The organism is Runella limosa DSM 17973 (assembly GCF_000482465.1).
In the GTDB taxonomy this organism is placed as follows: domain Bacteria; phylum Bacteroidota; class Bacteroidia; order Cytophagales; family Spirosomataceae; genus Runella; species Runella limosa.
The window spans coordinates 218,669-245,589 of the sequence record NZ_KI519422.1 but is presented as its reverse complement, the minus strand read 5'-3'; the positions used below and the strand labels follow the sequence as shown (position 1 = coordinate 245,589).

Sequence of the window (26,921 nt, the reverse complement as noted above, 5' to 3'; positions counted from 1 at the left end):
GTAATAATTACCGTTTTATTGCGCATTTTTTTAGAAAAGATGCTAAAACTCTGCTTACTTTTGAGATTGAATAGAGACAAAAAAGCAAACGCCTGATGTATAATACGTTCTTAAAAGCAAAGTGGACTATTGGGGAGACTGTTATCGGTTATTCGTTATCGGTTATTCGTTATTGGTTGCAGAGGAGAAGAATAATTGCTGCGCTGTGGCTTTTTGTAAGCCTTTCATTGGCTGGTCATGCCCAGACAAAGGTGGGCACTTTAGAGACAAAATTTATCAAACACGGCCTAGTGGACATCCAAAACCTCGACCCTACGCTCAAGGTTGAGCTCAAGTACTCCACGACCGACAATTTCATCAAAGAAGATGTCTATGGCGACTTAGAGCGCGCTTATTTGCAGCCCATGGCTGCCCAAAAATTGGTAAAAGCCAATCAGTTTTTAAAACAAGAAAAGCCCAATTATACGTTGTTGGTGTACGACGGGGCACGTCCGCTGAGTGTTACCAAGATTTTTTGGGCACGGATGAGTCATTTACCCTATAATCGCCGCGAAGATTTTGTGGCTGACCCTGCCAAAGGCTCTATTCATAACTTTGGTTGTGCGGTTGACTTAACCATCGCCGATGAAAACGGCAAGCCGCTCGATATGGGCACTATTTTTGATTTTTTTGGCGTTAGTGCCGAGCCAAGACGTGAAGCCGAAATGCTCAAATCGGGGAAACTATCTCGCCAACAAGTCGAAAATCGTAAGTTACTTCGTCGCGTCATGCTCAAAGCTGGATTTACGTCGATTCAGACCGAATGGTGGCATTTTAATGCTTTGTCTCGCGCCAAAGCAAAAGCTAAATACGGGTTTATTGAATGATGCTCCTTCTCGCTTTATTTCATGGATTTTGGCTTTCACTGTTTGGTCATTCAGTGAGCGACACGTCTCAGTACATTCGCGTGCGCCAAGTTACGTTTACGGGCAACTATCGCACCCGTGAACACATTATTCGTCGTGAGATGGACGTACGGACGGGCGATGTACTAACCGCCCAGCGGCTCGATTCCCTGCTAGAATTTGACCGACGTAAAATCCTCAACACCAACCTCTTCGTCACGGTAGAACTTAAAAGAAAAACGATAAACTCCGACACCACGGGCATGGCCTTTTATACGGCCGATGGCAAGCTGATTGCTACTCCTCAGACGGTTGATTTGGAGGTGGTTGTTAAGGAACAGTGGTATTTATTGGCTTTTCCTGTATTTGAACTCGCCGACCGCAATTTCAACGAATGGTGGTATGAACGCGGGCGTGACCTGAGCCGCACAATTTATGGCACTTATATTTTGCACCAAAACCTGACAGGCAACAACGACCGCCTCCGATTACGCGCCGAGTTTGGGTTTATTCCTCGGCTCGATTTGTATTACTCCCGCCCCTATTTGGGTAAAAAGCAAAAACTAGGAATGACCGTCGGAATGATTCGGCTAACCAACCGAACCTTGCCCTACCGTACCCGTGCCGATAAACTTATTTTTTTTCCAAGCGATAGCCGCGTTCGAGAACGACTCAATCCTTACGTTACTTTTACCTATCGGCCACGGTTTTACGGTTTTCATTCAATAACTGCCCAATATTCGCATACCACCCTCAGCGATACCGTGGCGCGCCTAAATCCTAATTATTTTTTGGAAGGTCGCCGACAACAGCGTTATTTCCAACTGAGCTATTCACATTTTTTTGACCGCCGCGACCGTGTCCAATATCCTTTAAGAGGGTTTTATTATGGACTCGTTTTTAGCCGATTAGGGCTTTTTTCTTCCGATGATATTCAACAATGGGAGGCTACTGCCAACTATGGACGATACTTCTCCTTAGGCAAAAAACTCTTTTTCAGCTACAGTCTCAAAGCCAAGACTTCTAGCCCCTTCTTGCAGCCTTTTTTACAAACGCGGGGGTTGGGCTACGGCACCGACCTTGTACGCGGCTACGAATTATATGTTATTGATGGTCAACACTTTGCTTTAGCCAAAACTAATTTGCGCTACCAACTATTAAACCGAACATTTAACTTGAGTAAGTTCATCAAAATGCGTCAGTTTAATACCTTCCCGTTGGCGATTTATCCCAACATCTATGCCGATTTTGGTTATACCCGAAACCAATACAGTTCGCTAAACAACAGCACATTGGCCAACCGCCCATTGATGGGTGTAGGAATAGGGCTGGATGTGGTGACTTGGTATAATTTTGTGGGACGTCTCAATTATTCCGTCAATCACTTGGGCGAAGCACGTCCCTATTTTTCGATAGGCCGAGAGTTCTGATTTTCCCCCAACAAAGTATTAGTTTCCCATTAAAAAGAAGTAAGTCATTGGTATAGAAGTGTATTTAGCCCTAACTTAGCAGGGATTTTAAGCAAATTTGGACGAAATGACTCATTATTACCCAAAATACACCTACTTATTAGTCTTGGCTGGCGTTGTCGCAATCTTGTTTTCGTGTGGAAAAAGTAACGAAAAAACAGCCGAACAGAAAGCTACTACCGATACAGCCAATGCCGTCAAAACACCTGTTGTAAGTAGCAATCAATCAGAGCTATTGAAGCTCGTCATCACGCCTCAAGGGGGCGATTTTCGTGGTTTTAAGTTTGGCGACCCGTTGAGCAAAATCAAGGCTGAAGAAAAGTTTGAGCTGTTTGAAGACAGTACCGACCACGTAGGTTACACGCACGAAACCGAGAATTTTGAAGCGATTGATATTCTTTATTACCTCGACAACAACAAAGCCCTCAACGGCGTTCGGGTGGATATTTATCTCAACGAAGCCAATGATGCCCAAAGCTTGTACAATCAATTTGACACCTATTTGTCAGGGAAATACACGCCCGATTCTAAACAGGGCAAACGCACTACTTGGAAGGCCAAAGGGGGAATGCTCGTATCGCTCGAAGACGTAAGTAAAGGCAAAGATTTTGGTTTACGAATTAGCATTGGTTCCAAGGGCAAATCAATCGAGAAAAAGCCCAAACCATTGCAATAGCCGCTTTTCAATATGCACGTTGTTATCATCGGGAATGGAATTGCGGGCATCACAGCCGCACGGGAGCTGCGCAAACGTAGCGATTGCCGCATCACGGTTATCTCCAAAGAAACCGACTATTTCTTTTCCCGAACGGCACTCATGTACATGTATATGGGGCATCTCAAGTTTGAGCATACCCAACCTTACGAAAACTGGTTTTGGCAAAAAAATAAGATTGAGTTAGTCAGAGGCATGATTGAATCTGTTGATTTTGCCCAACGTAAGTTATTTCTTTCGGCCGATAGCCAAACGGTTGTTTACCAGCCAACCCTGCTTGAACGACTCACAAAAGTAGCCTCAAAACCAGCCACTTCCGCCTCTCAAGTACGCGACCTTTCTTACGATAAACTTATCATTGCAACGGGTTCTGTGCCTCGTTTTGGCGACTGGCCCAATACCCATCTGGATGGCGTCCAAGGGCTTTATAGCTTTCAGGATTTGGAAAAACTCGAACGGTCGTCGGCAGGAGTAAAACAAGCCGTGGTCGTGGGTGGTGGGTTAATTGGGGTCGAATTGGCCGAAATGCTTCATTCGCGCGGCATTCATGTGACCATGCTCGTGCGTGAATCGAGTTATTGGAGCAGTGTATTAGCTCCCGAAGAATCTGCTCTTGTAACCCAACATGTCCAAAAGCATGGAATCAACCTGCGATTTGGCTGCGAATTGGCCAAAATACAAGGTACCCAGAAGGTGGAGCGCGTCATCACTTCGCAGGGCGAAACCATTGATTGTCAGCTTATAGGCATTTCAATCGGCGTTGAGCCAAATATTGATTTTTTACGCACTACTTCCCTCGAAACGCAACGCGGAATTTTGGTCAATGAGTATTTAGAAACTAACCTTCCTAACGTATATGCGGTTGGTGACTGCGTGGAACACCGCATACCCCCGCAAGGCCGTAAATCGGTGGAGCAAATTTGGTACACGGGCCGAATCATGGGAGAAACCGTTGCTCAGACCATTGGTGGTCAAAGGACGCCCTATCGGCCAGGCGTCTTTTTTAATTCGGCTAAGTTTTTTGACCTAGAATACCAAACCTACGGCGATGTTCCTGCCCAGTGCCCCGACGGCATTCAGACCTTTTATTGGCAGCATCCAAGCAAAGAAATCGCCATCCGAATCAACTACCGCCAAGATACGCAGGCAGTTACGGGCTTTAACGCGCTGGGCACTCGCCTTCGTCACGCTACTTGCGACGCGTGGATACGCCAACAACGCTCGTTAGACTACGTGCTAGAGCACTTCCAAGAGGCTGACTTTAACCCTGAGTTTTTTGAGAAGCTACGGTTGTCTCACTGACGTCTGACCGTTTAGTAAATTTAATGCTATCTTTTTGTATATCAAGCACTTTTAGTGTATTTTCATCTATACTAAACCTGCTTTGCTTTGTTACAAAAATTTCTACCCCCGCCCCTTTTGCGTCCTTTCGTAAAAGAATATTGGATGCTTCGCCTTGGTCAAGGGAGCGGTATCCCTTTGGTTATGGCTCCAGTACCTGAGCAGTGCCTCTATTTTTACCCCCGCAGCCAGCCCCAACCCTTTGATACAACGGGAAAACCCATGACAGCTTTTAACACGATGATTATGGGACAGGCAACTATCGGCAACATTAAACTACTGATTCCCAACGGCTATTGTATGTTTAAAATACTTTTTCAGCCTGGAGGTATGTATCGGCTGTTGAACGTTCCGATGACGTATTTTGCGAATACATACGAAGAAAGTGCGGCGGTGTTGGGCGGAGAGGTAAAACAGCTTTCGGAACACATTTGTAATGCCGACTCTGACAACGAAGTTATTTCCTTGACAAACGAGTATTTAGTTCGTCAACTGACCAGAAGTAAAGTCTCAGCATTACCTATCGACGCTGTCCTAACCCAAACCAATTTACGAACGCAAACCTTAGACCAAATGGCGGCAGCCGCTTGTGTAAGTTCTCGGCAATTTGAGCGTCAGTTTTTGGAACGCATAGGAGTAAGTCCCAAAATGTACCAACGTCTGCTTCGCTTCAATCAGGTGATGAACTTGAGAAAACAAAACCCTGCTTTAAAATGGGTCGATATTACCTACCGTTGTGGCTATTTTGACCCCAATCACTTGTTACGAGATTTTAAGCAATTTACGGGAGTCGTTCCCACAGGATTTGATTTTGAGAATGCGGTGATTTACTAAAACTTTACATCAACTTTTTCAAGGTTTCGACGTTTAGGGCTTCGTCAAATACGGCCCGAATTGGGATGTGGAATCCTTCCATGACAAAACTTTTAATGTGCCCTTCTGCCGATTTAAGAATCAGTTCGTATTCGCCTTCTGCGTAGTGATACTGTTCAATGGTTTGGTGGTCGGGATCAATAATCCAGTATTCCTCTATTTGATGTGCCTGATAATCTTTGAATTTTACCCCGCGGTCACGCTCTTTTGTGCCCTCTGACAAAATTTCAATCACCCAATCAGGAGCGGGAAAAAGTGTTTGCTTTTCGGTAAAAATGGTGGCTTTCTCTTTTTTGAAGAAACAGATGTCTGGCTCATAATCATTACGAGTGAGCGTAATCATGATTTTTTCGATACCTACAAAACCAAGTTGATTTGTATCGGCGTAGATACTCATCAAACGAGCTAGTAACAACGAAGCAGTATTGTGGCGTTTCATCACAGGCGAATGAACAACGATTTCACCATTGATAAATTCCGCTTTTTCTTGTTCGGTGATGTCATTATAAAAAGCCATTCTTCGCTGCTTTTCATTTTCAAGTACCACTTCAATGGCTTGAATCAAAAAATAAGCATCTGGTTCATTCAGAATTTCAGCAACAAGGCGATTGCTCATGATACGTTCAGTTGGTAAACAAATGTACAAAAAATTGATATAGACTAGGTCAATCGCACCCGCTTTTGAGAATGTGCTATCAGGTAAAATGTCGTTTTTTTACTATGCTTTCCCAAGGCATTCTTCCTACGTTTGCCAAAACATAACTCTTTATAAACGAATGAAAAGAAAAGCTATATCTATTCTGACAACCTTCGTTTTAGTCATACTGCCTTTTTTGGTTGTCATCGCGATTGGGCGCTATTCTCCCTACGTAGAAGGCAATAATTTTCTGAGGTATGTCACCATCTGTAGTGTTATTTCTGTGGCCATTGTTACGTTGATAGTGCTGTTTTGGCACTATTCAGCAAGGTCTGTCGAAGGCGTACCCGTCGGTAGTATTTTTCTCTTCTTAATGGTGTGTCCATTGATTGATATATTTGGTCTAGTCGCCCCCCCTGACCTCAGCCTCAAAATGCTTGAACACCCCGAACGCGAACATTTGCGCTATATTTTCTTATTCATCGCAGCAATACTTTTTGGGGGCTTTGGTTTGTCTTTATGGATGAGCGATTCATGGAAAGACAGAAATTTAATGAGAGGGGTAATCGCCGTTGTTTTTATTCTTGCCTTTGTAGAATTTATTTGGGAATTTAGGCACCATTACCTATATCCCGAAGCAATGAAAGAATGGATAAGTCAAGGCAAAAAAGTAGAAGATTTTGCAAAGCACTATGACAATACAACCATTGTCAACATTGGTGTACTGGGGCGGCTTATTCAGTTTTCATTGATAATATGGCTTTCAGTCTATTTTTATAAGCTGCGACAAGTGCAAGTTTGGTTCCCAATCGTATCTATCATTTTCAGTCTGCTTGGTATAGTATCAGCGACAATGATTTACTTTATTCAATTTAACTTTCCCAAAGGCTTTGAAATTTTAATGTTGTTCTTTATTCCAGGCATACCGTTTTTTCTTTTGTATTGGTTGGGTGTAGCTTTACTGACAAAATTCCAAAAAAGTGCAATAACAGGCTAGAAAACTAAACGCAAAATCACCGAATGAACGCACTCATTGACAAAATTCGTCCCGTATTGCTCTACATCGTACTGCTTAATGCAGGCTTATATGCTGGCATTCATTTGGAAGGGATTTTAGACCCAATCGCTTTTGGGATTATCAATTTGAAAGGCGACTTGATGCCTTCTACTGAGTGGGCAGCCCATTGGCAAATCATTGATGGCTTCATGCGGGTACGCATGGGTGTGTTTGGGCCAATTATCTTGTGCAGTTACGTGATTGCAATTCTGTTTTTTGTAAAACAGTGGAAATCACCCGTTTTTTGGCTATTGTTAGCTGCGTTTGGGCTTTTCGTGGCTGATATTGTTTTGACAACGCAACAGCAAATCCCCATCAATCGCTACATTGAAACCTTAGATTTTAAGCACCTTACTGCCGAGCAAGTGGCAAAAATCAATGAAATGCACCCGCAAGTCATCAAGAATTTTCAGAGCAGGGAATGGTTTTCTATTTTGGGTTTTGTACTGGTGGCAGCTTGTCCATTTTTAATAAATCGCAAATAGGAGCTTTAGGCTTAAAATCCATTTTTTAGCATCAGTTTCCAAGCTTCAGGCAAATTATTTAACGGTATATTGTTTTAAAACTTCATTGTTTACATTTGAACTAGCTCACTATCAATCTATTTCAAAGAAAAGAATGGTTTTTGAACACATTACTCCGTCGCCTTTCCTTGCCCCATTTGTGAAAAAGTACTTACTGCTGCATTTTAAAGTAAAGCAGGGCAATGTATCTTTTGTGAAACCATACCCGCCTTGCCCCGAACAATGCCTCACTTTTAACCCGCGAACTCCGCTTACGAGTATCAATCAGCACACCGACGAGGTCGTACAACGAGGAGCTTGTTACGTGTCAGGTCAGCAAGTTTCGAGGCTTAACTTGCACATTTCAAACGACTATATCATGCTCAAGGTGGTGTTTTGGCCCGACGCCATGTACCAATTATTTGGTGTCCCACTGCGTTGCATTACCGATCAATATCTCGACACCGAAAGTGTGATTGGACATGAGATAAAAACCGTCAATGAGCAAATGGCCAATGCTTCCTCTTACCATGACATCATTACAATTGCAGAGGCATACTTGTGGCAAAAAGCAAAAAAACGAAAAATTGACGCGAGTCCTGTAGCTCAAATTGGACAGTTACTGATTAAAGACCCTAATCGTTTTTCGTTAGATTGGCTGGCAAACCAAGCGTGTTGGAGTCCACGACACCTGGAACGGCAGTTTATTGAACGAATGGGCGTTAGCCCAAAGTTTTTGGCACGCATTAGTCGTTTTGATAAAGCATTTGAGTTCAAACAACAAAACCCATCGCTCGATTGGCTCAGTATCGCTTTACAAACGGGGTATAACGATTACCAACATTTGGTCAAGGACTTCAAACAATTTGCTGGCGTTACACCCAATCTTATCCTTCAAGCAGAACTGGACTCTCCCGAACGCAGACTGGGACTGGTGAACAAAACAATGGCTACGCGCTAAATCCTGTCGTTTTTTTACCACCTCTACACGCTTAAAAGGCAGTATGTTTCGAAAAAAACATTCATCATGGAAAAAACCTACCGCTTTCTACCTTTCTTTTTTGTTGCCTTTTTTGTTTTGGTAATTTACTGCTTCTTCCAAAGCTACTTTGGTGAATTTCCAGACTTTCAAGGCGTTATCAGTCCCATTGGCAATGTCCCTATTGCCATCACTGGGGTTACACACTTTCACGCGGTGATGCTCATTATTTGGCTACTAATGCTCATTGTTCAACCGATTTTGATTGTGCAAAAAAAAATTCATTGGCATAAACTGGTGGGCAAAGCATCGTATGTAGTGGTGGCGTTGATGGTTGTATCATTACTATTGATTATTAACCAAGAACAAAGCCGCGAAAAAAGCCTGCCTGTTTTCACGGCCAACCTGTTCGATGTACCCGTTTTCTTGGTATTCTACGGTTTAGCCATTTATTTTCGCCGAAAGCCCGCTTACCACGCCCGATTTATGGTGATGACGGTCATACCCTTTATCAACCCTGCGGTGGCTCGTTTGCTGGCCAATGGTTTAGCGGTACAGTTGGGTTTGTGGTTGTTGTTTTTTATAGTGGAGTTTTTTACGCGAAAAACGTTCAAGCCTTACTTCATTGGTTTGGGATATTATGTGTTTAATTTGGCTGTTGTCGCCTATTTGTTTTTGGGTAATCAGGAATTGTTGAATCAAATTTGGCAACTGTTTTTTGGGAAGTCGTAGTTCAACGATTTTTTACCACTAAAAACCAGCTTTAAGCCTTCATTTTTGTACAGCAATGTTTCACCCAACAACCTGTTAAAAATGAAAAATTTATTATTTGCCCTTTTGATTGGCTCAGGCAGTTTGTTTGCTCAAACCAACGACGACGCGATTAAAGCCACGCTACTTGCCGAAGCAAAAGCGCTCAAAGCGCATCAACCCAGCGAAGTACGAAAGCATTGGTCGTTTGATCCTAAAGACACAAAACATACCATTGTAAGCGTAAATTTACCCGACGGCAGCTATACCTTTCGTACAGGAGCTGATTTTACCAACGACAACACCTTCCCGCCCGCCATGCCATTGCGTGTGAGCAATGCCGACTTTCAAATCAAATCGGCGGAAAATTTTGCCAGTGCCAATTACCAAACCACCTACACCGCCCCCGATGGAAAAACAGTAAAAGCCCACCGAGTAGTATTGCTCGAAAAAAAGGGTAACGAATGGAAAATAACCAGTATCTCTGAACATTATTATAGTCCCAAATAAACTGACAATTTAATGCCATGATTTGCCAACGTTGTCAACCCTCGCTTATTCTCGGCCCATACATTAAAGAGTATTTGGTGCTACACATGCGATTTGGGAAAGACATTCCTGCGCCCAGCAAGGCATACCCCGTAAATCCCGAAGAAGGAATGACCTTTGTGGTTCGGGGTACCAAAACCGCCGAGACTGTTGAGACAGGAGTATTTACAGTACGCCCTAAGACCTGCATTTTTGGGCTTCCTACCACTCGCCAAAATTTACACCTACCTTCCGAATACATGATGGTCCACGTGCGATTTCAGCCTGGCGCCATTCATAAATTACTTCGGATTCCGATGTACGAACTCCTGCACCAATATATTGAAGCACAAGCGATTTTAGGGCGAGAAATTGATGATGTAGAAGACCAACTGGCCCATGCAACTTCTTATGACGAGCTTCCCTGCATTCTTGACCGCTACTTTACGAAGAAAGTCTCCCGAGTTAAATTTGGGTTTGAGCCAATCGACAAAATTGGTGGTATTATATTAAGTAACCCACAAGGGTTTAATCTCTCCCAAACAGCCAGTGACGCCTGCCTAAGTTTTCGTCAGTTTGAGAAGCGTTTTGAACGGCAAGTAGGCGTTACTCCTAAATACTTTGCCCGTATCTGTCGATTTTATCAAGCTTACTCACTCAAAGATGCCCGTCAAGACTTGGACTGGTTGAGCATTGCGGTGGAGACTGGTTACACTGACTATCAGCATTTGGTCAAAGATTTTAAGCAGTTTGCAGGTGTTACGCCCAATATGCTGATTCAAGAAAGCAATCTTAACCCTGAACGTCGCCTTCAGCTAAATTCTAATTTTGTAGGGCTGTAGCCCCCTTTTTCTATCCAATCGCCCTCATTTTAGCATCACTACTCGTTTCACCCACTGCTGATTGCGCAACGCCTCTACGTCCATGTGTCCCTGCCAGTTGACTTCTTGGTAGATTTCTAGCAAATCGCGAATGGTTTTGACAGGCTTGTTGTTAGCCACTCGGATGACGTCTTTGGGCTGTAAACCTGCTTTCGACAATAAGCTATTGACCGCGACGCTCGTTATAATCACACCTGTTTCGTCGGGAAGTCCGTAGGCGGAGCGTTCGCCTAAGCCTTCTACGTTTTTGAGCGTACTGCCTAACCAAGTAATCACAACGGTCTTTCCTTCCACCGATTCATTGGTTACGAGTGTTGGCAACTCAGGCTGTAAAGCTCGTTTTTTTAGGGCTATTTTCTGCACGCCAAACGACTGCATCGGGAAGTTTTTAAAACCGAGTGTCAGCGCCAGCGAAGCGTTTTTGACCGTATAATTTCCCTCCGAAGCATTCACGAAAAGAGGGTTTCCTGCTTTACTTCGGGAGTCGGTACCGTTCTTTTGTGCCAACGCCAAGGCCGCTGCATCAGGGAATAAATTTTGGTCAATCTCCTTCCCCCAATCGTTGATTTGAATGGGAAAATACTTTTTCATTATAATATTGTGCCGAAATACATCGTGGCTATTTTTAAACCAAACGTGCGGGTGAAATGAGTTGTTGACCATGATATTGTTCTCAACCGTTCGGTAAAATCCTTCCCGAAGCTTGAGACCGCCATTGAGGCAAACGTTGTTGTAAATATGGTAGTTGGACGAGCCATCGTCGAGGTCAATGTCCCAGCCGTGATCGCAGCGAAAGCGGTTATTACGAATAATCGTCGTTTGCTGCGCGTCGAGCAGAATCAGTTCAGGATGCACCGCCGTCAGGCTATCCATGTAGCGTCGGTTAGCGTACCAAAAACGGTCGCGTCCCCAAGAGTTAAAAGCGCCGTGGTCGCCCGTTTCTAAGACGGTGTTAAACACATCGTTGTACTCCAGCACGTGTCCGCCCCACGCCCCATCGCCGATGTTTATTCCTGCCCTTGGCGTATTGTAAATGCTATTGTGACGCACGGTAATCTTCGCCGACATCTCGATTTGAACCCCCGTCGCTTGTTTTTCGATTTGTCCCACGTCATGAATCAAATTGTCAGCAACCAAACACACTTGCGGGTAATTGTTGGTTTGAGGCCCAGGAGTTTTATCCAGTTTTTCGTAGGGAATCGACCACTCATACCGAAACGAAGGCGAACGTACCGCATTGGGATCACCCACAAACGCCACAGCACTCGCTCCAATATGATGAATATAGCACCCTTTGACGGTATTATTTCTATTATATTTGCTCATTACGACGGCATTCCCTCCCAAATCGGCAAATTCACAGTCGGTAATGGTACAGTTTTCAGCCCCCTCCAACAGCACGGCTCCGCCCCGAAAAAACGTCCAATCGCTGCGCACCAACGGCTCTTTGGTTTCCATAAAACTACGTTCAGTATGGGTAAAATGCAGGTTTTTGAAATGAACATTACGCAACGGTTTTTCGGGAGTGCCGCGCAATTCTACTAGGGTGTATAGTCCCGAGGTTTCCACCCGTGCTTTAGCGAGGTCTATGTTTGGCGGGGGAATAAAGTACAACGTACGGGTCTTTTTATCAAAATACCATTCGTGGGGAGCATCCAATTCTTCCCAGATATTTTCTACAAAACGGTGCTGTTTGTGCATTGACGAAGGACGGTTGTTTTGCCAACCACCCTCCAACGCTAACTCCCCGTTTTGATTTTTACCCGTAATTAGATAATGAAATCCGCCCCATTCGCCCGAGTGAAGAGCGTGTACGTAGCCGCCTGCGGGTTGGCTCCACGTCCGTACGCGTTCGGGGGCTGTTGCCTCGGCCGATGTGCCATGAAATACCCGAGCGGTGGAGTCATAGTTGGGAAAACGTGCCAAATGCTGTAATTGGCCGTTGATAAAAAGTTGTTCGAAGGCACCACTGCCGTTTACCTGAGCCTGATAAATACCATTTTTAAACGGTTTCCATGCCAGCTGTACGGCCTCTCCCCCGCTAATAGTCACTTTTTCGTGGGCATACGCGCCGATTTCTACCGATGCTGCCTTCACTTCATCCGCGTTCAACACAAGAGGAGCGGACAAATAATAAACCCCTTCGCGCAAATATATTTTCACTTTTGCTCCTTTGGCTTGTTGCGCCAAAGCGATGGCTTTAGATACATTTTTGAAGGGTCTTTGCAGCGTACCCGCATAGGTATCTTGTCCGTTAGGCGCAACATAGTACGTCACTTGAGCGCTTACGACCGAAACGAAGATGCAGTTCATCACCCACAACGCAAAAAAACGTATCATCATCAAAAAGAGAGGTTAAGAAATGGAGGAATAAGTTGCCGAATTATTTATATGGCAGTTTGCCTTCTAGATTTCACTGAATAGCTTTGACTTGACTTCTCAAAGTATTTGTTGCATTTTGCCAAATAAGAAGTGTGGTTGTTCTTTTATTCGCCACGTTCATAATATCTTTATTATGAATATTATCTGCCTCAATAATATAAGGCTCAATTTGTTTTGCCCACTTGTCTAACTGGGAAATTATTTTATCGTTTGCAACGAAGTTATTTTGAAAATAACTTTTGGTAGTATTATATTCTTGGTCAAAATTAACCCATGCTGCCGTTAGCTTTTCACAAGCAGCCGAACGATGTTTTAAATTACCACTTCCTTTGGCAAAAGGCAAACAGTTATTCGATGTTTCGCCCCATTTATCTGCCAAAGGCGTATTTTCGTTTGCATTCCTAATTATGTGTTCAAAAGTGCCATCCATATCCCATGGAATGAGGTGCATTTTTCTGTTTTTTTTATCTTCAAACCAGTAGTAATTGTGATTTGTACAAGAGTTTACCGTTTCGTTCGTACAATACCAATGAAACGGGCCATCATCATGCCTAATTGCTCTGTCAACCACAATATACGACACTAACTCATTGACTTTCATATACTTCTTCACCACATCTTTGTTATTTGACGCGTTAGAAGCCGCAATCGCTTGCCCAAATTCTCTGATTAAGTTAATGTCTTTCTCTTCTTCATTCGTTTTTAAAGCATTGATAAAAGCATCATCCGATTCCACTTCTCCATTGGCTTTTACTGGCCAAACTTCCTTGTAGATATTACCTTTGCCTTCTTTGTAAAAATATTCTGCAAAACGGTTATCTATCTCTTCCGTAAGGCCATATAAACCTGAATATTTTTTATTGATAAGTAACCTAGCATGAACTGAACGCGGAGAAGGAACACCCATTTCGGCAAAGAGCCAATAAGCTAGGCGTTCACGAAGCTGGGATTTGTCGTAGTTCTGCGAATGAAATTGAAGTTTATTTAGGTCAAAAAAACGTTCTTTGCGACCTTTCCAGTTAATTTTTATTTGCAAACTGAGTTTTTCACAAACTTTTTGACCCGAAGGTTTCGTCCAATCACGGTTTGATAAACAACCAGCAAAAGCCCCAATCGAACCTTTGTAACGTACACCAATTGGGCTAATTGTATCCCCCTCAAATATCAAAGCCCCTTCTACATAATCTTGATTGACAGGGTCGAAGTTGAGCTTTTCTAAATCTTTGTCTCTAATAAGTAGCTCAAATGTCTTTACTTTCTCTTGGTTGTAGATATAATCAGAGTTTTCCTTTAGATAATTTTCATTCCCTTTGGGTTTTATATTGGGTAAATCTCCACTGGGAATAACAGAACTTATGGGAGTCGGCCTATCTCCTTCTGAACAAGAAACAACTATTATTAAACCTAAAGTAGTAAGTCTCCATAGTTTATAAAGCTTATTTAATCGATAGTTTTTCATGGCGTGTACATTTTTATCTCTAAAGTATTGAGTACTTTGACAAAACAAATCGGTACTTGAACCCTACTATCACTAAAAACACACTTTTCTATAGAGCCCTTACTATTAAGTAGTTGAGTCCTAACTCTTACTCTCCTTCTTCGGTCAAAATATTAAAACAAAAATCAAGGGGATTAAAATGCGCCAATAGTTTCTCAATAAATGTGCTATCGTTGAGATAAAAATTAAGGAAGTTTTCGCTGCGCTCTTGCAACCCTCCGCTCGGGAAAAGTTTCGCTTTTAAGCCCAATAACTGATTTACTTCCGTTTCGTGATTGCGCTCTTCGGCTTTTTGAAGACGCTTTTCTAAATTTTCGAGCGTATTCAGCATTTTCACTTTTTCGGCATTAACCGCTCCTTCAAGGGTTTTATCAATGGCCAAAGCTTTGTGCAAAATGTCGTTGAAAACGTCCTCTATCGCCTTCTTTTCCTGCGCCAATTCCAGCGAAACCGTCGATGTTTTTTCTACAAAAGACTTACGCAAACGTACATCGTCCCAAAACAGATTTTCGACCGTCACCCCAAGTTTTTCAGCACGTTTTTGGCTTGCTGCATTCACATACAGGGCAAAATTACGCGGCAATAACAACGGAAATGGCACTTGATAATGGTCAAAAACCCCCTTCAACTGCATCCAGTACGGCACTTCCGAAGGACCACCAATGTAGGCTAAGTTGGGTAAAATGATTTCTTGGTACAACGGTCGCAGTACAACGTTGGGGCTAAATTGCTCAGGGTGCTCATTGGCCAAAGCCAAAATCTCCGTTTCGGAGAATGAAATATCCGAATTGAGCGCTTTGTATTCGTCGCCTTCTTTCACAATCCGCTCGCGCAGGCCATCCGCCAAATAGAAGAAGTTGATTTCACGCGGGCTAATCTGGGTGTGGTATCCAAGGCTTTCGATGGCTTCAGTGGTACTTTTTACCAAATCAAACGCTTTTGAATTTTTGAGTTCGTCTTCGATAACGGGCAAAAACAAACGTTTTAACGCCGCATCATCGCCATCCACACACACCAAGCCATCTTTGCCAAACAAATCGTTCATGTAACAACGCACAGCATCCGCAAGATTGTCATGGCGCAAGTAGGCTTTTTCAAAAATAGGCAGTCGCTCAGGTAAAATTTTCAACGCTTCGCCCAACTCTCTCGGATTCATGCGCCCAACGGCTCCTTTTTGCTGGGTTTGCCACGTATATTTTTTACCAAAAAGATTAAAATAACTGATTTCGTCGAAGTCGTGGTCTTCGGTTGCCATCCAATACACTGGCACAAAATCATAATTGGGATAAGCCGCTTTGAGCTGACGCGCCAAATTGATGGTCGTTACAATCTTATAGATGACGTACAACGGCCCAGTAAAAATATTGAGCTGATGTCCCGTTGTGACGGTAAATGTATTTTCGTTCAATAAACTCGAAAAGTCGGGCTTCTGACTCAAGTGAGCATACTGACGTTCAAGCGATTGCACCAGTACTTGGCGGTGCTGCGGGCTAAACGCGGACTTTTGCTGGAGTTGTTTTTCAAAGTTTTCAAGAACAGGGAATAAACCGTAGAATGGCTGCAACTGGTCTTTTTGGGAAATGTAATCTAAAAAAAGTGGGGGAAACGCCCCTGTGGATGCAAGTGGTAAGGGTTGACAATGCATGAGTTGAGAAAAATAGCGCCTTGAGTCTATCTCCCTAAACCAAACATATCGCCGTAAAGTTTCCCTATCTTTGCAAACTCCTCACTGCAAATTGTAATCTTTTGAACATTATTGTCATTATTCCGGCTTACAACGAAGAAGCTGCCATTGGGCAAGTAATCTCCGAAATACCTCGCAATTGGGTACGTGAGGTTGTCGTTGTCGATAACCGCTCTACAGACCAGACAGCCATTCGTGCCCAAGAAGCAGGAGCGACTGTTGTTCACGAAGCGCTACCTGCCTACGGTCGGGCTTGTTTACGCGGAATGGACTACGTAAAATTATTGGCAACGCCACCCGATATCATTGTCTTTTTGGACGGTGATCACTCCGATTATCCCGATGAACTTCCTGATTTAGTGCGACCGATTTTGGAACAAAATTATGACATGGTCATTGGTTCACGGTCTTTAGGTAAACGTGAACGTGGTTCCATGACTCCGCAACAAGTGTTTGGCAATTGGCTCGCTACATTTCTGTTACGTCTTTTATACGGCGTTCAATACACTGATTTAGGCCCCTTTCGGGCTATTAAATGGGATAAGCTTTTGGCGCTTGACATGCAAGACAAAACCTACGGCTGGACGGTCGAAATGCAACTAAAAGCGGCGAAACAGCACCTCAAATCAACAGAAGTAGCGGTTAACTACCGAAAGCGTATTGGCTTTTCTAAAATATCGGGTACGGTAAAGGGCGTTGTATTAGCAGGTTACAAGATTATCACGACAATTTTCAAGTATTGGTAAACGGGACAAGATTGTACCGATTTATCGTGTAATTTTGCGGAAAATTTCAGAAAAATGACAGAACGTCTTATCATAGATATTCTCGGATGGGTGGGTTCGGTGCTGGTAGTGGGCGCGTATGCACTCAACATCAGCGGTAGGTTACATGCCACGACCAAGGCTTATTTGTGGGCCAATTTGGTAGGAAGTGCCTTTCTCATTGTTAATACCCTTACCTATGGCGCTATTCCGTCTGCAATGGTCAATATCATTTGGGTAGGGATTGCGCTTTGGGGAATGTTTAAACGCCAGCCCAACACCCACTAAATCAGATTTGATTCAAACACAACTCACCAATAATCATTCAGTAACAAAATGCAAGTTTGGAAATTTGGCGGTACGTCGGTAGGAAAACCCGAACGGATGCACTCAATCAGAAATCTAGTGACGGCAGATAGCGGCCGCAAAATCGTAGTATTATCGGCGCTTTCGGGAACCACCAATGCGTTGATTTCGATGGGCGACTCGGCCAAGGCAAACAACGAAGCCGAAGTACAAGAGAAAATAGACGCTTTGAAAGCGCACTACGACGCGTTTATCAAAGAATTATATAGCACTGAAGAAGGTCTCCAAAAGGGCCAGGCGGTCGTTGACAATGAGTTTAACTTCATTCGTTCGGTGTTAAAAAGCCGTCCTTTTGGCCTTAAACAAGACAAAGAGTTAGTGGCTCAAGGGGAAATTATGAGTACGCAGATGTTCCAAGCGTATTTGGAAGAAGTAGGCGAAAGCTCTGTGCTATTGCCCGCCTTGGATTTTATGCGTATTGACCACGACGGAGAACCTGAACTGGAAACCATCGAGGAATTATTGAGCGATATGCTCGGTCATCATCCAGAAAAACAAATCATCGTTACCCAAGGCTTTATTTGCCGTAACCCTCGCGGTGAAGTTGACAACCTCAAACGCGGTGGTTCTGATTATACTGCCTCGTTGATTGGGGGCGCAATTCGTGCGGAAGAGATCCAGATTTGGACCGACATCGACGGAATGCACAATAACGACCCACGCATTGTAAAACGCACGTTCCCCATCCGCGAATTGACGTTTGAAGAAGCGGCTGAGTTGGCTTATTTTGGAGCAAAAATTTTGCACCCAAGCACCATTACCCCCGCCAAATTACGCGGCGTACCCGTTCGTTTGAAAAATACAATGGAGCCCGAAGCCTTTGGTACGCTGATTGCTACGACTACAACCGACCGCGAAATCAAAGCAATTGCGGCGAAAGACGGTCTGACCGCCATTTATATTCACTCGACTCGTATGCTGAATGCGTACGGTTTCTTGCGTCGTGTATTTGAGATTTTCGAGAAATATAAGACACCTGTGGATATGATTACGACATCGGAGGTATCGGTATCAGTCACTATCGACAACGATACGCACTTGAGCGAAATCACGGCGGAGTTGAGCGAAATCGCCGACTTGGAAGAACACGACCGCGACTTGTCGATTATCTGTATCGTAGGTGACTTCAAAGCCGACAAAGAAGGGATTGCGTTGAAAGTATTCGAAGCCATGAAACACATTCCAATCCGAATGATTTCGTACGGAGCGTCAGAACACAACCTTTCGATTTTGGTATGGTCAAAAGACAAAGCCGAAGCCCTCAATGTCCTCAATGAGCGTCTCTTCTATTATGAAGATGCGATGAAGACGATTTTTAATGCACAATAGCAGCTAGCAAAGTCAGGGCTAAAGCCCTTAGAAGTAGCGCCATAGTTCATACCCCAGCCTAAAGGCATGGGGTTAGAGGAAAAAATAATTCTTTTAACCCCATGCCTTTAGGCTGGAGAAGGCGTAGGATTAGAGTAAAAATAACTCTTATAACCCCACGCCTTTAGACTGGGGAAACATAATAGGCATTCAATGGACTAGGGCTTTAGCCTTGACCAGACACCATAAAAATGGCTAGAGGGTTCGTAGAAAAACTCTTTTAACCCCACGCCTTTAGGCTGGGGAAACAAAATAGGCATTCAATGAACAAGGGCTTTAGCCTTGACTAGACACCATAAAAATGGATAGAGGGTTCGTAAAAAAACTCTTTTAACCCCACACCTTTAGGTTGGGGAAACGCAATCAGGCTTACAGAACAAGGGCTTTAGTCCTGACTAAACAGTGTAAAAATGGCTAGATGGTTAGTAGAATAGCTCTTTTAACCCCACGCCTTTAGGCTGGGGAAACGCAATCAGGCTTACAGAACAAGGGCTTTAGCCCTGACTAAACAGTGTAAAAATGGCTTTTGTAAAAATCTGGGTTCATGCCGTTTGGGGGACTAAAAGTCGAGAAAATATCCTTGAAAAAGGGAAACGAGAATTGTTGTTTTCCCATATTCGAGAAAATGCTCGACAGAAGGGCTTTTACATAGATTTTATCAATGGGGTCGAAGACCATATTCACTGTCTGTTAGCGCTAAACGCTGACTTGACCTTGTCAAATACAATGCAGCTCATCAAAGGAGAAGCTGCTTTCTGGAGTAATCAGCAACAGTTATTTCGCAAAAAATTATATTGGGCTGATGAGTACTATGCCGTTTCGGTCAGTGAATCTCAAATAGAAGCTGTGAGGAATTACATCAGGAATCAAGAAGAACACCACCGAAAGAAAACGTATTTGGAAGAATGCCAAGAATTTATGGCCAAATTTGGATTCCAAGTACGTCAGGGCTAAAGCCCTTAGTACTCGTAACACAACAGCCCATACCCCAGCCTAAAGGCATGGGGTTCAAGGATGGAAATGCGAAAGGATATGAATGATTCTCTTTTAACCCCACGCCTTTAGGCTGGGGTAGTACGAAGTAAATAACACAAGGGCTTTAGCCCTAAATAACTATATCTATTTTGTAATGCTACAGTTAAACTTCATCCGCGAAAACCGCGAACTAACCATTACAGGGTTGGAACGCAAGTATTTTAAAGGTGCTACCGAAGCGGTGGACACTATTTTAGGCTTGGACAAACAGCGTCGTGATACGCAAAGTGAGTTGGACGCTACTTTGGCACAATCCAACGCCTTAGCCAAGCAAATCGGGCAATTGATGAAAGAGGGTAAGAAAGAGGAGGCAGAAGCGGCTAAAGTTCAAACATCCACCCTGAAGGTTCGCGCGAAATCGCTGGAAGAAAGTCTGAAAGAAGTCGAAGAGCAACTTCAAGCGACGTTGGTATTACTACCCAACCTTCCCCACGAAAGCGTTCCTCCTGGCCGTACGCCCGAAGAAAACGTAGAAGTGTATCTGTGGGGAGAAAAACCTACGCTACCCGAAACCGCCAAGCCTCACTGGGACTTGATTGAGCAATACGACATTATTGATTTCAAACTAGGCACCAAAATCACAGGCGCAGGTTTCCCTGTTTACAAAGGACAAGGAGCGCGTATTCAGCGGGCGATGATTCAATTCTTTTTGGACAAAGCCGTTGAAGCGGGTTACATGGAAGTACAACCCCCTATTCTAATCAATGCCGAGTCGGGTTTTGGTACGGGGCAATTGCCCGACAAAGAAGGACAAATGTACCACGCCACTGCTGATGACTTATACCTCATCCCAACGGCGGAAGTACCTATCACGAACCTGTACCGTGACGTTATCGTGGCAGAGAGTGAGTTACCTATCAAAAACGCGGGATACACCCCTTGTTTCCGCCGCGAAGCGGGTAGCTGGGGCGCGCACGTACGTGGGCTTAATCGCCTTCACCAGTTTGACAAAGTAGAAATTGTGCAAGTACGCAAACCAGAGGAATCATACCAAGCCCTCGACGAAATGGCCGAGCACGTAAAAGGATTGCTTCAAGCGTTGGAGTTGCCATTCCGTATCATTCGTTTGTGCGGTGGCGATATGGGCTTTACTTCGGCCCTTACCTACGATTTTGAAGTATGGTCAGGCGCTCAAGGCCGTTGGTTGGAATGTAGCTCGGTATCTAACTTTGAAACGTACCAAGCCAATCGCCTCAAGTTACGTTATAAAACCGACGGAAAAACGCAGTTATTACATACCCTCAACGGGTCGGCATTGGCATTGCCACGTATTTTGGCCGCCCTGCTCGAAAACAACCAAACGCCAGAAGGAATCCGTATTCCGAAGGCTTTGGTACCTTACTGTGGATTTGAGATGATTAAGTAGAGATTTTTGTAAGGAGGTATAGATTTGTGGGGAGGTTGCTTACAACCTCCCCTATTTTGTAGGCAGACCTGCCAAGTTTCAAAAACTTGGCAGGTCTTTTTCTCTTCTACTTCTGTAAAGCTTCCATCAGCGTCATCGGCACTTTGAAGGCTGTTCCGTGGCGAATACCTTCAGGGAAAGTTACCTGCTCCGACACGTCTTCCCATGTTTTCAGGTCTTTTGAACGTACTGCTCCGTACTTGTACTGGGTATATTTATCAAAATACACGTACACATACTCTCCCACCTCAATCGCGGTAGGCCCTTCAGCCCAGTATTTCCCCGTGATAGGTTCAGACACTTTTGTAGGAAATGGCCCCAGCGCGCTTTTCGCTTCGGTGATACGGATATTTTTTTCGGGCGGATTGGGGTTTTCATTTTTCAGAAACATCACGTAGTTTTTACCTCGCTTCAAGATGGTCGCATCAATGACGCTGAAATCAGGATTAAAAAATAGCTTTGTTTCGCTGAATGTCTTAAAATCCTTGGTTGTAACGTAGTACATACGGTGGTTCAAGCCTTTTTCGCGCTCCGAATCGGCCACGTCAGTATGACGGCCAGGAATGGTGGTTGCCCAAAATACTAAAAACTGTTTCGTTTTGTCATCGTAAGCAATTTCGGGTGCCCAGCTATTTTTAGCCGTAGGTTCATGCTCCATCACCGAAATAGCCCGCTGTTCCGACCAATTTACTAAATCGTTGGAAGAAGCATAACCGATGATTTTGTCCCACCACCCGCTCGTCCAAACCATGTGGAAAGTCCCCTTTTTGTCTTGGTAAATGCACGGGTCGCGCATCAGTTTATCCTTTCCCACGGTGGGTTTCAAAAAGGAATTCCCTCCTTTCAATGCTTTCCAGTGCAACCCGTCGGTGCTATAAGCAAAGTGAAGACCATCTTCCCCATTTTTCACGAAATACGAAAACAAATACGCGTTTTGTTGCGCTTTAGCAACCAACGTCCCACCCAACAACAAGAACAATAACCAATGTTTCATACCTTTAACGAACCTATTCAATCAAGCGAAATAGGCGATTCCAACGGATTTTGTGAATAAATGATTTAGGATTGGGATCAATCGACATCCACGTAAAAAGCGCCTTACCCACAATGTGGTCTTCAGGAACAAATCCCCAAAAACGTGAGTCGGCCGACTCATAGCGATTGTCACCCATCATAAAAAAGTAGTCCTGCTTAAAAGTATATTGCGTCAGTGGCTTACCGTCGATGGTAATTTGCGTCTTTGTGACATTTACTTTTTCAGCATCGTTGTAGTCAAAATACTTGATAACGTGTCCGTATTTGGCGATGCTGACCGAATCAAGCGTAACCGTCAAGCCTTTTTTAGGAATCTGAATAGGCCCATAAAACTCTTGATTTTGAGCCAAAGCTGCTGGGTAAATACCTGGTTCTGAAATACTGGCATTGTAGCGAGCTATTTGCTGAATCGAGCGCACAAAATCGTATTTTTTCAGAGTTTCAACGATTTCGGGCGTCGTTCTTATTTGATAGCGGTTAATTCCAGTTCGTGCAGAATCGGGAGGAAGGGCGCTATAATCTTGAATATTTTCTTTGTCAAAAAAGCGGTCGTCCAATACATCGCTCGACTCCATTCGGTAGTATAACTCAGCGTGCGGAGGCACGGGAGCTTTTACTCCATTGATATACACTTCTGCATTTTTAATCTCAAGAATATCCCCACTTACAGCCACGCAGCGCTTGATAAAGTTATTTCTCAAATCGACAGGAAAGTCTTTATAACCTCCATTCCCAATCGACACGTCTTCAAACGGTTCGTCGGCATCACCTGGATAGTTGAACACCACCACGTCGTTGCGTTTGATGTGCGTAAAACCTGGCAAACGATACATCGGCAACTGAATCAAGGTCGAAAAGGATGGAATAGATGTTCCCCAAATGGTTTGATGCGTCAGCGGAATTTGCAACGGTGTCACAGGCGTACGAGCGCCGTAATGCAGGTTACTAACAAACAAAAAATCACCCACGAGAAGTGTTTTCTCCATTGACGACGACGGAATGGTAAAAGGCGTAAAAAACAGCCACCGAATGAAGGTCGCCGCTACTACCGCAAACACTACCGAATCAACCCACTCTCTCAGTGCTGACTTTTTGGGCGAGGAAGTCGCTGCTTTTTCTTGTACTTTTTCTTTTGATTCCATACATTTTGGAGACAAAAAACATCCCGAAAGTTCAAAACTTTCGGGATGTTGGATTGGCTAATTATTTATCCTTTGTAAAACAACCATTTAGACAACTCTTTGTAATTCACTTTTTTACCGTACATCAAAATACCAATACGATAAATTCGCGCGGCAATCCAAGTTGTACCGACGAATCCAAGCACGAGCAGTGCCATCGAAAGGGCAATTTCCCACGCAGGTACACCAAACGGAATCCGCGCCATCATCACCACAGGCGACGTAAACGGAATCATCGACGTCCAGAAAGCCAACGAACCATCGGGCTGATTGATGGCCAATTGGGCAAAGACAATGGCCGCAATAATCGGCAGCATGATTGGGAAAGTGAACTGCCCCGCTTCCTGTTGGTTTTCGACCGAGGCTCCAATCGCCGCGTACAGCGAGCTGTACAACAAATAGCCCCCTAAAAAGTAAAATAGGAAGCAGAAGAAAATTTTGGCGAGTGGCAATGATTGGGCTGATTTTGAGAAGTTTTCGATTGTCTGCAAGGTATTATTTTGCTGCTTCTCCATCTCCTTTTTCACCTCGGGATCGGCTTGCTCGGCTTGTTTTTTCATCACCTCCTCCGTAGCCGTAAAGCGATTAAAGCCAAAGAGCGTTTGAGTGGCGCTCGATACGCCAAACGTAAGCACTCCCCACAACACAAACTGGGTAAGCCCCACAGCCGCCACGCCCAAAATTTTACCCAACATCAAGTGAAAAGGCTTTACCGACGAAATAATCACCTCGATGATACGATTTGATTTTTCTTCCATGACCCCTTGCATTACTCCCGCACCATAGACCAAAATAAAGATATACAACAAAAATGCCGCCGCATAGCCCGCCACATATGCGGCCATGGTACTGCTCGACTGCGACTTACCTTCATCGTCGAGGCTATAAGTCTGAGCGTCAACATCTTGATTCGCATCCTCAATCACTTGCTGAGTGATTCCTGCTTTTGACAACTTGATGTTTCTTAACCCTTGCTGAACTACTTTTTCGATGCGGTTTTTGAGCATCGGACCAATGTTCTTTTCGGCATAAATCTGCAAGCCATTTGGACGGCTCATAATGTCAGCAGGAATGTGGACGAGTAAGTTGTCTTCTTTGCCCTTTAGCTGTTTCTGTACCTTGGCTACGGAGCCGCTGATAAGTTCAAACGTGGTGTTTTTATCGCTCTTAAATTTTTCTTTAAACAACCCACTTTCGTCGATTACCTGAATCGTTTTGTGCTCGCTTTTGAAAGAGCCCACTGCCGCCCAAACGATAATTCCGTAGAAAGCAGCAATCAAAATAGGCGTTAGAAACGTCATTACGATGAATGACTTTTTGCGTACCCGTACGAGGTATTCGCGCTTGAGAACAAGGAAAATGTTTTTCATAGTATTGTTCTAAATTATTTTGATTCGTCGGGAGCGTCGCTACCTACGGCTTTGATGAAAATGTCGTTGAAAGAAGGAATATTTTCGTGGAAAGAAACCAACTCCACTTGATTAATGAGGTTGCCAACCAACTGGTTTACGGTAGCATCGCCCACAATACGAATGGTAGCTTGTTGCAAGCTTTCCCCCGAATCTTTTGTAGTAATCAACTCAAAATCAGGAGGTAAATCACCTAACTCACCATGGAAACTCACCGAGTAGCTATTTTCTTTGAACTGGTTTTTAATTTCCTTTTTACTGCCATTCAAAATAATCCTCGATTTATTGACGAGTGCAATGTGGTCACAGAGCTCTTCTACGGATTCCATTCTGTGGGTCGAAAAAATGATTGTCGTACCACGTTGGCGGAGCTCCAAAATTTCGTCTTTGATGAGGTTAGCATTGATGGGGTCAAAACCCGAAAAAGGTTCATCAAGGATAATCAGTTTAGGCTCGTGCATCACCGTAGCCACAAATTGTACCTTTTGCTGCATTCCCTTAGAGAGGTCTTCAATGCTTTTTGTCCACCAAGTTTTGATGTCAAACTTTTTTATCCAAACCTTCAGCTTGTCCATGGCTTCGCGCTCCGACAAACCTTTGAGTTGTGCCAAATAGAGTAGCTGCTCGCCTACTTTCATTTTTTTGTATAAACCACGTTCTTCGGGTAAGTAACCAATATCCTGAATGTGGTTGGGCTGAAGGCGCTGGCCATCAAATAACACATAACCCTCGTCGGGGGCTGAGATTTGGGTAATGATACGAATCAGCGATGTTTTTCCCGCTCCGTTGGGGCCAAGTAACCCAAAAATACATCCTTTGGGAACACTAAGACTAACGCCGTCGAGGGCGCGATGGGTAGCATATTGCTTGACAATGTCATGCGCTTCGAGAATGTGAGACATGTTTTTGGTAGAAGATTATACCGAAAAATACAGTCTTTATGCCCGATTATTCAACTACTTGTGGATGTTTGGTGATTTGATAGGATAAATGGCAGTCCCTTCCCTTCTTACTGCCTAAGAACCTCCAACGCCGCCGCCAAATAAGCTTCTGAATCTTGACGGAAATACAGGCCTACTTTCGCTGGTGACTCTTTGTGACCCAAACGTACCACCACCGCATTCTCCGAAGGAATCGCCCAAACTAATTGCCCCAACAGCCCACGCATACTCACCGTTTGGAGGTTTTTATAAGGCTGAATCCAAAACTGAAATCCATACACCTGAAGCGGGGCGTTTGTTTTGGGGTCAAGTAAGTTTGTAGCAGGGCTAAGTGCTTGATTCATGTACTTTTCGGATACAATCCGCTGCTGCCCCCATGCTCCTTTCCAAAGCATCAAGTGTCCAAAACGAGCATAGTCGCGGGCGGTAGGAGCAAAACAACAAAAGGATTTTTCGCGGCCTTTGGGTTTATCCAACATCCAGAGGGCATCGGTTTCGGAACCAATCCGCTGAAAGATTTTTTCAGAGACCAAGTCCGAGATTTTCTTATTATAGGCTTTTTCCAGCACCAAACCCAAGATTTGGGTATCGCCACTGCGGTATTCAAACTCCTTTCCAACGGGCTTTTCTACAGTGAGATTGTCGATAACTTTGGCAATATCTTCGCCGTAGTAGCCATAGGCATTGTTGCTAAATACCCCACGGTCTTTTTCGTGCCAATCGAGCCCCGAGCTCATCGTCAGGCAGTGCCGAATCGTGATTTTCTTTTTTTCTCCCTCCGAAAATGAACCTATATAATGCGAAATAGGCTCATCCAAGCTTTTGATTTTGTTTTCGTTGAGCGCAATCCCTACGAGCATTGAAATGACACTTTTAGCCGCCGAAAACGACTGACTTAGCGTTTTGGTATCATAGCCTTCCCAATAATGCTCGTATTTGAGTTTTCCGTCTTTAAAGACCAAAAAAGCCGTAGTTTCGTATTTTTCGAGGGTATCAATGAGGTTTTGAGAAATCTTGGCTTTGTTAAAATTGGAATCCAGCGGCCAAGGCTCGGGTCGCGCCGACGCCAACACCTGCCTAACGGGATGTTTTTTGTAATCCAAAATATCGACCGCTCCCCGCTCTACATAATTACGAATATGCACCAAAGGCGGGGCGTACGTAAGTGCCGTACCTGCCAACAACAGGCCTCCTAAACCAAAAACTGACTTGCGTAATAGTCTTTTCATCTGAATG

General features: G+C 44.1%; 25 protein-coding genes. 16 read left to right on the top strand and 9 right to left on the bottom strand.

Features of this window, described 5'->3' with window-relative positions; genetic code table 11:
* Positions 1–95: 95 nt before the first annotated feature.
* From K339_RS0118955 to K339_RS0118935, 5 genes are all read left to right on the top strand, one after another.
* Entirely contained in the window at positions 96–866 is a 771-nt protein-coding gene (locus K339_RS0118955; protein ID WP_157607655.1) for a M15 family metallopeptidase, read from the top strand.
* Entirely contained in the window at positions 863–2,314 is a 1,452-nt protein-coding gene (locus K339_RS0118950) for a BamA/TamA family outer membrane protein (RefSeq protein ID WP_229598773.1), read from the top strand. Before K339_RS0118955 ends, K339_RS0118950 begins: the two co-directional genes overlap by 4 nt.
* Before the next feature lie 106 nt (positions 2,315–2,420).
* Positions 2,421–3,029, top strand: coding sequence for a hypothetical protein (locus K339_RS34150; protein ID WP_051398112.1), 609 nt, complete (start codon positions 2,421–2,423; stop codon positions 3,027–3,029).
* 12 nt (positions 3,030–3,041) lie between these two features.
* Entirely contained in the window at positions 3,042–4,370 is a 1,329-nt protein-coding gene (locus K339_RS34145; protein WP_037301109.1) for an NAD(P)/FAD-dependent oxidoreductase, read from the top strand.
* Between the two features lie 87 nt (positions 4,371–4,457).
* Positions 4,458–5,243, top strand: coding sequence for a helix-turn-helix domain-containing protein (locus tag K339_RS0118935; RefSeq protein ID WP_310586642.1), 786 nt, complete (start codon positions 4,458–4,460; stop codon positions 5,241–5,243).
* 4 nt (positions 5,244–5,247) lie between these two features.
* Here K339_RS0118935 and K339_RS0118930 read toward each other — a convergent pair whose 3' ends face one another.
* Positions 5,248–5,898, bottom strand: coding sequence for a Uma2 family endonuclease (locus K339_RS0118930; RefSeq protein WP_028525010.1), 651 nt, complete (start codon positions 5,896–5,898; stop codon positions 5,248–5,250).
* Between the two features lie 160 nt (positions 5,899–6,058).
* Here K339_RS0118930 and K339_RS0118925 point away from each other — a divergent pair, with 160 nt between their 5' ends.
* The 6 genes from K339_RS0118925 to K339_RS0118900 all read left to right on the top strand — a co-directional run bounded on the left by K339_RS0118925 (position 6,059) and on the right by K339_RS0118900 (position 10,578).
* Positions 6,059–6,916, top strand: a complete 858-nt coding sequence (locus tag K339_RS0118925) for a hypothetical protein (protein ID WP_028525009.1) — start codon at positions 6,059–6,061, stop codon at positions 6,914–6,916.
* Positions 6,917–6,939: 23 nt separating this feature from the next.
* A complete protein-coding gene (locus K339_RS0118920; RefSeq protein WP_028525008.1) occupies positions 6,940–7,461 on the top strand; it encodes a hypothetical protein in 522 nt (173 codons plus the stop codon).
* Positions 7,462–7,594: 133 nt separating this feature from the next.
* The gene (locus tag K339_RS34140; protein WP_051398111.1) at positions 7,595–8,440 is read left to right on the top strand and encodes a helix-turn-helix domain-containing protein; all 846 of its coding nucleotides are present in this window, start codon (positions 7,595–7,597) and stop codon (positions 8,438–8,440) included.
* A 66-nt stretch (positions 8,441–8,506) separates the two neighbouring features.
* A complete protein-coding gene (locus K339_RS0118910; protein ID WP_028525007.1) occupies positions 8,507–9,190 on the top strand; it encodes a hypothetical protein in 684 nt (227 codons plus the stop codon).
* Between the two features lie 81 nt (positions 9,191–9,271).
* Positions 9,272–9,718 (top strand): hypothetical protein, encoded by a 447-nt coding sequence (locus K339_RS0118905; protein WP_028525006.1) that lies wholly within the window; start codon positions 9,272–9,274, stop codon positions 9,716–9,718.
* Between the two features lie 17 nt (positions 9,719–9,735).
* Complete coding sequence (locus K339_RS0118900; protein ID WP_028525005.1) at positions 9,736–10,578, top strand: helix-turn-helix domain-containing protein; 843 nt, start codon at positions 9,736–9,738, stop codon at positions 10,576–10,578.
* Positions 10,579–10,602: 24 nt separating this feature from the next.
* Here the strand turns inward: K339_RS0118900 and K339_RS0118895 are convergent, their stop codons facing one another.
* The 3 genes from K339_RS0118895 to bshC all read right to left on the bottom strand — a co-directional run bounded on the left by K339_RS0118895 (position 10,603) and on the right by bshC (position 16,142).
* Positions 10,603–12,960: a PDZ domain-containing protein gene (locus K339_RS0118895; RefSeq protein ID WP_211243817.1), complete on the bottom strand. Its 2,358-nt coding sequence runs from the start codon at positions 12,958–12,960 to the stop codon at positions 10,603–10,605.
* Positions 12,961–13,030: 70 nt separating this feature from the next.
* Complete coding sequence (locus K339_RS34135; protein ID WP_051398109.1) at positions 13,031–14,458, bottom strand: CotH kinase family protein; 1,428 nt, start codon at positions 14,456–14,458, stop codon at positions 13,031–13,033.
* Between the two features lie 127 nt (positions 14,459–14,585).
* Positions 14,586–16,142, bottom strand: a complete 1,557-nt coding sequence (gene bshC / locus K339_RS0118885) for a bacillithiol biosynthesis cysteine-adding enzyme BshC (RefSeq protein ID WP_028525003.1) — start codon at positions 16,140–16,142, stop codon at positions 14,586–14,588.
* 101 nt (positions 16,143–16,243) lie between these two features.
* Here bshC and K339_RS0118880 point away from each other — a divergent pair, with 101 nt between their 5' ends.
* The 5 genes from K339_RS0118880 to serS all read left to right on the top strand — a co-directional run bounded on the left by K339_RS0118880 (position 16,244) and on the right by serS (position 21,080).
* Entirely contained in the window at positions 16,244–16,927 is a 684-nt protein-coding gene (locus K339_RS0118880; RefSeq protein WP_028525002.1) for a glycosyltransferase family 2 protein, read from the top strand.
* 54 nt (positions 16,928–16,981) lie between these two features.
* Positions 16,982–17,233, top strand: coding sequence for a CBU_0592 family membrane protein (locus K339_RS0118875; protein WP_028525001.1), 252 nt, complete (start codon positions 16,982–16,984; stop codon positions 17,231–17,233).
* Between the two features lie 48 nt (positions 17,234–17,281).
* Positions 17,282–18,640, top strand: a complete 1,359-nt coding sequence (locus tag K339_RS0118870) for an aspartate kinase (RefSeq protein WP_028525000.1) — start codon at positions 17,282–17,284, stop codon at positions 18,638–18,640.
* Between the two features lie 558 nt (positions 18,641–19,198).
* A complete protein-coding gene (tnpA, locus tag K339_RS0118865; protein WP_028524999.1) occupies positions 19,199–19,633 on the top strand; it encodes an IS200/IS605 family transposase in 435 nt (144 codons plus the stop codon).
* A 175-nt stretch (positions 19,634–19,808) separates the two neighbouring features.
* Complete coding sequence (gene serS / locus K339_RS0118860; RefSeq protein ID WP_028524998.1) at positions 19,809–21,080, top strand: serine--tRNA ligase; 1,272 nt, start codon at positions 19,809–19,811, stop codon at positions 21,078–21,080.
* Between the two features lie 106 nt (positions 21,081–21,186).
* Here the strand turns inward: serS and K339_RS0118855 are convergent, their stop codons facing one another.
* The 5 genes from K339_RS0118855 to K339_RS0118830 all read right to left on the bottom strand — a co-directional run bounded on the left by K339_RS0118855 (position 21,187) and on the right by K339_RS0118830 (position 26,914).
* On the bottom strand, positions 21,187–22,113 hold the full coding sequence (locus tag K339_RS0118855; protein WP_028524997.1) for a glycoside hydrolase family 43 protein: 927 nt from the start codon (positions 22,111–22,113) through the stop codon (positions 21,187–21,189).
* Positions 22,114–22,126: 13 nt separating this feature from the next.
* Complete coding sequence (gene lepB, locus K339_RS0118850; RefSeq protein ID WP_028524996.1) at positions 22,127–23,296, bottom strand: signal peptidase I; 1,170 nt, start codon at positions 23,294–23,296, stop codon at positions 22,127–22,129.
* 65 nt (positions 23,297–23,361) lie between these two features.
* Positions 23,362–24,705, bottom strand: a complete 1,344-nt coding sequence (locus K339_RS0118845; protein WP_028524995.1) for an ABC transporter permease — start codon at positions 24,703–24,705, stop codon at positions 23,362–23,364.
* A 14-nt stretch (positions 24,706–24,719) separates the two neighbouring features.
* Positions 24,720–25,646 (bottom strand): ABC transporter ATP-binding protein, encoded by a 927-nt coding sequence (locus K339_RS0118840; protein ID WP_028524994.1) that lies wholly within the window; start codon positions 25,644–25,646, stop codon positions 24,720–24,722.
* Positions 25,647–25,753: 107 nt separating this feature from the next.
* The gene (locus tag K339_RS0118830) at positions 25,754–26,914 is read right to left on the bottom strand and encodes a serine hydrolase domain-containing protein (protein WP_028524993.1); all 1,161 of its coding nucleotides are present in this window, start codon (positions 26,912–26,914) and stop codon (positions 25,754–25,756) included.
* Positions 26,915–26,921: the final 7 nt, after the last annotated feature.

Coding starts and splice junctions, on each gene's coding strand:
- lepB (WP_028524996.1), bottom strand. CDS start 23,296: ATGGAATCAAAAGAAAAAGTACAAGAAAAAGCAGCGACTTCCTCGCCC.
- K339_RS0118925 (WP_028525009.1), top strand. CDS start 6,059: ATGAAAAGAAAAGCTATATCTATTCTGACAACCTTCGTTTTAGTCATA.
- K339_RS0118905 (WP_028525006.1), top strand. CDS start 9,272: ATGAAAAATTTATTATTTGCCCTTTTGATTGGCTCAGGCAGTTTGTTT.
- K339_RS0118955 (WP_157607655.1), top strand. CDS start 96: ATGTATAATACGTTCTTAAAAGCAAAGTGGACTATTGGGGAGACTGTT.
- K339_RS0118830 (WP_028524993.1), bottom strand. CDS start 26,914: ATGAAAAGACTATTACGCAAGTCAGTTTTTGGTTTAGGAGGCCTGTTG.
- K339_RS0118930 (WP_028525010.1), bottom strand. CDS start 5,898: ATGAGCAATCGCCTTGTTGCTGAAATTCTGAATGAACCAGATGCTTAT.
- K339_RS34150 (WP_051398112.1), top strand. CDS start 2,421: ATGACTCATTATTACCCAAAATACACCTACTTATTAGTCTTGGCTGGC.
- tnpA (WP_028524999.1), top strand. CDS start 19,199: ATGGCTTTTGTAAAAATCTGGGTTCATGCCGTTTGGGGGACTAAAAGT.
- K339_RS0118870 (WP_028525000.1), top strand. CDS start 17,282: ATGCAAGTTTGGAAATTTGGCGGTACGTCGGTAGGAAAACCCGAACGG.
- K339_RS0118920 (WP_028525008.1), top strand. CDS start 6,940: ATGAACGCACTCATTGACAAAATTCGTCCCGTATTGCTCTACATCGTA.
- bshC (WP_028525003.1), bottom strand. CDS start 16,142: ATGCATTGTCAACCCTTACCACTTGCATCCACAGGGGCGTTTCCCCCA.
- K339_RS0118875 (WP_028525001.1), top strand. CDS start 16,982: ATGACAGAACGTCTTATCATAGATATTCTCGGATGGGTGGGTTCGGTG.
- K339_RS0118840 (WP_028524994.1), bottom strand. CDS start 25,646: ATGTCTCACATTCTCGAAGCGCATGACATTGTCAAGCAATATGCTACC.
- serS (WP_028524998.1), top strand. CDS start 19,809: ATGCTACAGTTAAACTTCATCCGCGAAAACCGCGAACTAACCATTACA.
- K339_RS34140 (WP_051398111.1), top strand. CDS start 7,595: ATGGTTTTTGAACACATTACTCCGTCGCCTTTCCTTGCCCCATTTGTG.
- K339_RS34135 (WP_051398109.1), bottom strand. CDS start 14,458: ATGAAAAACTATCGATTAAATAAGCTTTATAAACTATGGAGACTTACT.
- K339_RS0118910 (WP_028525007.1), top strand. CDS start 8,507: ATGGAAAAAACCTACCGCTTTCTACCTTTCTTTTTTGTTGCCTTTTTT.
- K339_RS0118855 (WP_028524997.1), bottom strand. CDS start 22,113: ATGAAACATTGGTTATTGTTCTTGTTGTTGGGTGGGACGTTGGTTGCT.
- K339_RS0118895 (WP_211243817.1), bottom strand. CDS start 12,960: ATGATGATACGTTTTTTTGCGTTGTGGGTGATGAACTGCATCTTCGTT.
- K339_RS0118950 (WP_229598773.1), top strand. CDS start 863: ATGATGCTCCTTCTCGCTTTATTTCATGGATTTTGGCTTTCACTGTTT.
- K339_RS0118900 (WP_028525005.1), top strand. CDS start 9,736: ATGATTTGCCAACGTTGTCAACCCTCGCTTATTCTCGGCCCATACATT.
- K339_RS34145 (WP_037301109.1), top strand. CDS start 3,042: ATGCACGTTGTTATCATCGGGAATGGAATTGCGGGCATCACAGCCGCA.
- K339_RS0118845 (WP_028524995.1), bottom strand. CDS start 24,705: ATGAAAAACATTTTCCTTGTTCTCAAGCGCGAATACCTCGTACGGGTA.